Genomic DNA, 3893 nt, shown 5'->3' on the forward strand with positions numbered 1-3893 from the left:
CGCCACGCCGGCCGAGGACTGGGACGATCCCCGCACCTTCGACGCCGTGCTGCTGGACGCGCCCTGCACCGCCACCGGCACCTTCCGGCGCAATCCCGAGGTGCTGCGGGCCACCAAGCCCGCCGACGTGGCCAAGCTGGCCGACGTGCAGCACCGGCTGCTGGACGCCGCGGCCGAGCGGGTGAAGCCGGGCGGACGGCTGGTCTATTGCGTCTGTTCGCTGGAGCGCGAGGAGGGCGAGACCCAGATCATCGCCTTCCTGCGCCGCAACACCGCCTTCCGCACGGCGCCGGCCGTTCCGTCCGAGGTGGGGGCGCCGGATGAGGCCCTGACCCCCGAGGGCTGGCTCCGCATCCTGCCGTCCATGTGGGCCGAGCGCGGCGGCGTCGATGGCTTCTTCATCGCCCGGCTGGACCGGGTCGGCTGATCCGGCGGGGATCAGCGCCGCCAGAAGCCCACGATCTTCTTGACCTCGTCCACCACCGGATCGGCGATGGCGGCGGCGCGGTCGGCGCCGTCCTTCAGCACGCGGTCGATCTCGTAGGGGTCCGCCATCAGGCGGCGCATCTCGGCGGTCACGGGGGCCATGGAGGCGACGGCGAGGTCGGCGAGTTTCGGCTTGAAGGCGCCGAAGCCCTGACCGGCGAACTCGGCCAGCACCGCCTCGCGCGTGGTGTCGGCGAGGGCGGCGTAGATGGTGACGAGGTTCTTCGCCTCGGCGCGGCCGTCCAGCCCCTCGACCGTCTCCGGCAGGGCGTCGGGGTCGGTGCGGGCCTTGCGGATCTTGGCGACGATGGCGTCGGCGTCGTCGGTCAGGTTGATGCGCGACTGGTCCGACGGATCGGACTTGGACATCTTGGCCAGGCCGTCGCGCAGGCTCATGACCCGCGGGGCCGGGCCCTGCGTCAGCGGCTCGGGCAGGGGGAAGAAGCCCGGCGCATTGAAGTCCGCATTGAACTTCTGGGCGATGTCGCGGGTCAGCTCGAGGTGCTGCTTCTGGTCCTCGCCGGTGGGCACCTCGGTGGCCTTGTAGAGCAGGATGTCGGCCGCCTGCAGCACCGGGTAGGTGTAGAGGCCGACCGAGGCGCGCTCCTTGTGCTTGCCGGACTTCTCCTTGAACTGGGTCATGCGGTCGAGCCAGCCGAGGCGGGCGACGCAGTTGAGGATCCAGGCCAGTTCGGAATGCGCCCGCACGGCCGACTGGGGGAAGATCACCGAGCGCGCCGGGTCGAGACCGGAGGCGAGGTAGGCGGCGGCGATCTCGCGCGTCTGGGCGGTCAGTTTCTCCGGGTCCTGCCACACGGTGATGGCGTGCAGGTCGGCCACGAACAGGAAGCAGGGCGCGCCCGTGTCCTGCAGCTGGGTGAACCGCTTCAGCGCGCCGAGATAGTTGCCGAGATGGAGCGCGCCCGAGGCCTGGATGCCGCTGAGGATGCGGCGGGGGCCCTGATAGGCGGGGGCGTCGGAGGGGGCGTCGGTCATGTCGAGGCGCAATGCCCGACCGCCGTCTCAGGAGCAAGCCGTTACTTGGCCGTCCGGCGCAGCAGGCCCTTGACCTCGGCTACCGTGATCGCCCGCGTTGCAAAGGCCAGTACGACGTAGGCGACGCCGCCGGCGGCCGTGACCAGCACCAGCGCGAGTTCCTTCGCCCCAGCGCCGGAACCCACGCGGGCGAGCAGGTCGGCTATGGGCGCTTCGACCTGCGACCGGGCCGAGGCGGCGAGGCCGACGATCAGCGCCAGACCGGCCGACGACAGGCCGATGCGGGCGAGGCGGGACAGCGCCTGCGCGCTGGGCCGGTACAGGCCGCGCCGCCAGAGGGTCACCGCCAGCAGGATGACGTTGGTCCAGGCCGCCGCCGAGACCGCCGCCGCGATCCCCGCGATGCCCCAGCCGAGGTTGAAGAGGCCGATGGCGAGGGCGGCGTTGACGGCGACCGAGACGAGGGCGAAGTTCATCGGGGTGCGGGTGTCGCGCCGGGCGAAGAAGGCGGGGGCGAGGATGCGGATCAGCACGAAGGCCGGCACGCCCCAGCCGAACTGGAACAGCGCCTGCGCCGTGTTGACGGCGTCGACCTGCAGGAAGGCGCCCCGGGTGAACAGGGCGTCGATCAGAAAATAGGGCATGGCCATCAGGGCCGCGGCCGCCGGCAGGGTCAAAGCCATCGACAGGGTCAGGGCCTCGTCCATCGAGGCCTGCTGCTGTCCGTGATCCTGCGACGCCACCGCCCGCGAAAGGCGCGGCAGCAGGGCGATGCCGATGGCGACGCCGACAAGGCCGAGCGGCAGCTGATACAGGCGATCCGCCGTGGCCAGCCAGGTCCGCCCGCCGGCCACGAAGCTGGACAGGTTGCCGGAGATGAAGACGTTGATCTGGGTGGCCGAGTTGCCGATCGCCGCCGGGATGGCGGTGATGATGATGGCCTTCACCGGCGGGGTCAGGCGCGGCAGGGCGATGCGGATGTCGGCGCCGGCGCGGCGGGCGGCCCACCAGCACAGGCCGGCTTGAGAAATCCCGGCGACGAGCACCGCCCAGGAGGCGGCGTAGGCGGCGCCGATCTGGCCGCCCTGGGCCGGGATCACGGCGGCCAGCATGATCAGGTTGAGCAGGACCGGATAGGCGCCCGAGACGATGAACCGCCCGCGTGCGTTCAGCACCCCGCTGAGCAGGGCTGCGACGGCCATGCAGGGCAGGTACGGCATGGTAATCTGGGTCAGCACCACCGCCAGCTTGAAGCGCGCGGGATCGTCGAGGAAGCCGACGTTGATCACCGCCATCAGCCACGGCATGGCCAACTGGGCGACGATGGTCAGGGCGAGGGTGGCGAAGGCGACGGCGGCGAGGGCGTCCGTGGCGACCTTGTCGGCCACGGCCTCGCCTTCGGTCTCCAGCGTCTTGGCGTAGGCCGGCACGAAGGCGGCGGCGAAGGCCCCCTCGGCGAAGACGCGGCGGAACAGGTTGGGGAAGTTGAGCGCCGTGTTGTAGGCGTCCGCCGCCGGGCCCACCGAGGCGCCCAGCGCGGCCGAGATCACGATGTCGCGGGCGAAACCGGCGAAACGGCTGACCAAGGTCAGCCCGCTGAAGATCGCCGACGACCGCATCATGCCGCCGCCCTTGCGCGCGGTTGTTCCCGACGCCGGCGGTTGGACGATCGGATCGCTGCTCGCCGTGGCCGACGGCACGGGTGGCGCGGCTTCCAGCGGCTGGGTCTCGGGATCGGTCTTCTTCGCCATCCCCGCGCCTTAGCGTGGTTCAGGCGCGCGCGATACGGGGGGCCGGGCGGTGCGGGCCCGGCCCAGCTCGGAGACGTCGCGCAAGCTCGCCCGCACCGGGGCCGAGTGGCGGCGGCCGGCGCGCTCGGTCCAGTCGAGCACCGTCTCCAAATCCGTCCGCAGCGCCTCCAGCACCGGACCCGGCGCCGGTTTCCGGCCATCGACGTCGGTGACGTAGAAGCTGTCCACCGCGCGTTCGCCGAAACCGGCGATGTGGGCCGAGCGGATCGACAGCCGGTGGATGGCGAAGGCGCGCGCCAGATCGGCCAGCAGGCCGGGCCGGTCGGCTCCGGACACCTCGACCACGGCGGCCGTCGGGCTGGCGTCGAGATCGATCATGGCGGTGGGACGCACGTCAAAGGCGGCCCGGCGGGGGTTGGGCGTGGCCGTCGGCGCCGGGGCGGCCGGGGCCTGTCCGCGCGCGGCGATTTCCAGCGACTGGATCAGGCGCGCAAGACGGCGCGGTTCGGCCGCGCCGTAAGGCTCCCCGCCGCCGTCGTGCAGCTCGAACACGTCCAGCGCCATGCCGTCCGCGGCGGTGGCGACGCGCGCGCCGACCACGTCGGCGCCGGCGGCGGCGAGGGCGGCGGCCAGATCGACGAACAGGCCGGGCCGGTCGCG

Annotated in this window: 3 protein-coding genes and 1 pseudogene; 1 reads left to right on the forward strand and 3 read right to left on the reverse strand. The window is 72.3% G+C overall.

The features are described from left to right. A pseudogene (locus VGB60_RS09505) lies at positions 1-427 on the forward strand (rRNA methyltransferase); the annotation flags it as partial. A gap of 11 nt (positions 428-438) precedes the next feature. Here VGB60_RS09505 and trpS read toward each other — a convergent pair. From trpS to VGB60_RS09520, 3 genes are all read right to left on the reverse strand, one after another. Beyond that, on the reverse strand, positions 439-1482 hold the full coding sequence (gene trpS / locus VGB60_RS09510) for a tryptophan--tRNA ligase (RefSeq protein WP_331038025.1): 1044 nt from the start codon (positions 1480-1482) through the stop codon (positions 439-441). Between the two features lie 41 nt (positions 1483-1523). Further along, positions 1524-3233, reverse strand: a complete 1710-nt coding sequence (murJ, locus tag VGB60_RS09515; RefSeq protein WP_331038026.1) for a murein biosynthesis integral membrane protein MurJ — start codon at positions 3231-3233, stop codon at positions 1524-1526. Positions 3234-3242: 9 nt separating this feature from the next. Then, the coding region (locus VGB60_RS09520) for an ACT domain-containing protein (protein WP_331038027.1) at positions 3243-3893 on the reverse strand (651 nt) is incomplete at its 5' end.

It is taken from the genome of Brevundimonas sp. (assembly GCF_036399195.1).
In the GTDB taxonomy this organism is placed as follows: domain Bacteria; phylum Pseudomonadota; class Alphaproteobacteria; order Caulobacterales; family Caulobacteraceae; genus Brevundimonas.

Excerpts from the sequence above, each read along its gene's own strand:
- murJ (WP_331038026.1), bottom strand. The coding sequence starts at position 3,233 with ATGGCGAAGAAGACCGATCCCGAGACCCAGCCGCTGGAAGCCGCGCCA.
- trpS (WP_331038025.1), bottom strand. The coding sequence starts at position 1,482 with ATGACCGACGCCCCCTCCGACGCCCCCGCCTATCAGGGCCCCCGCCGC.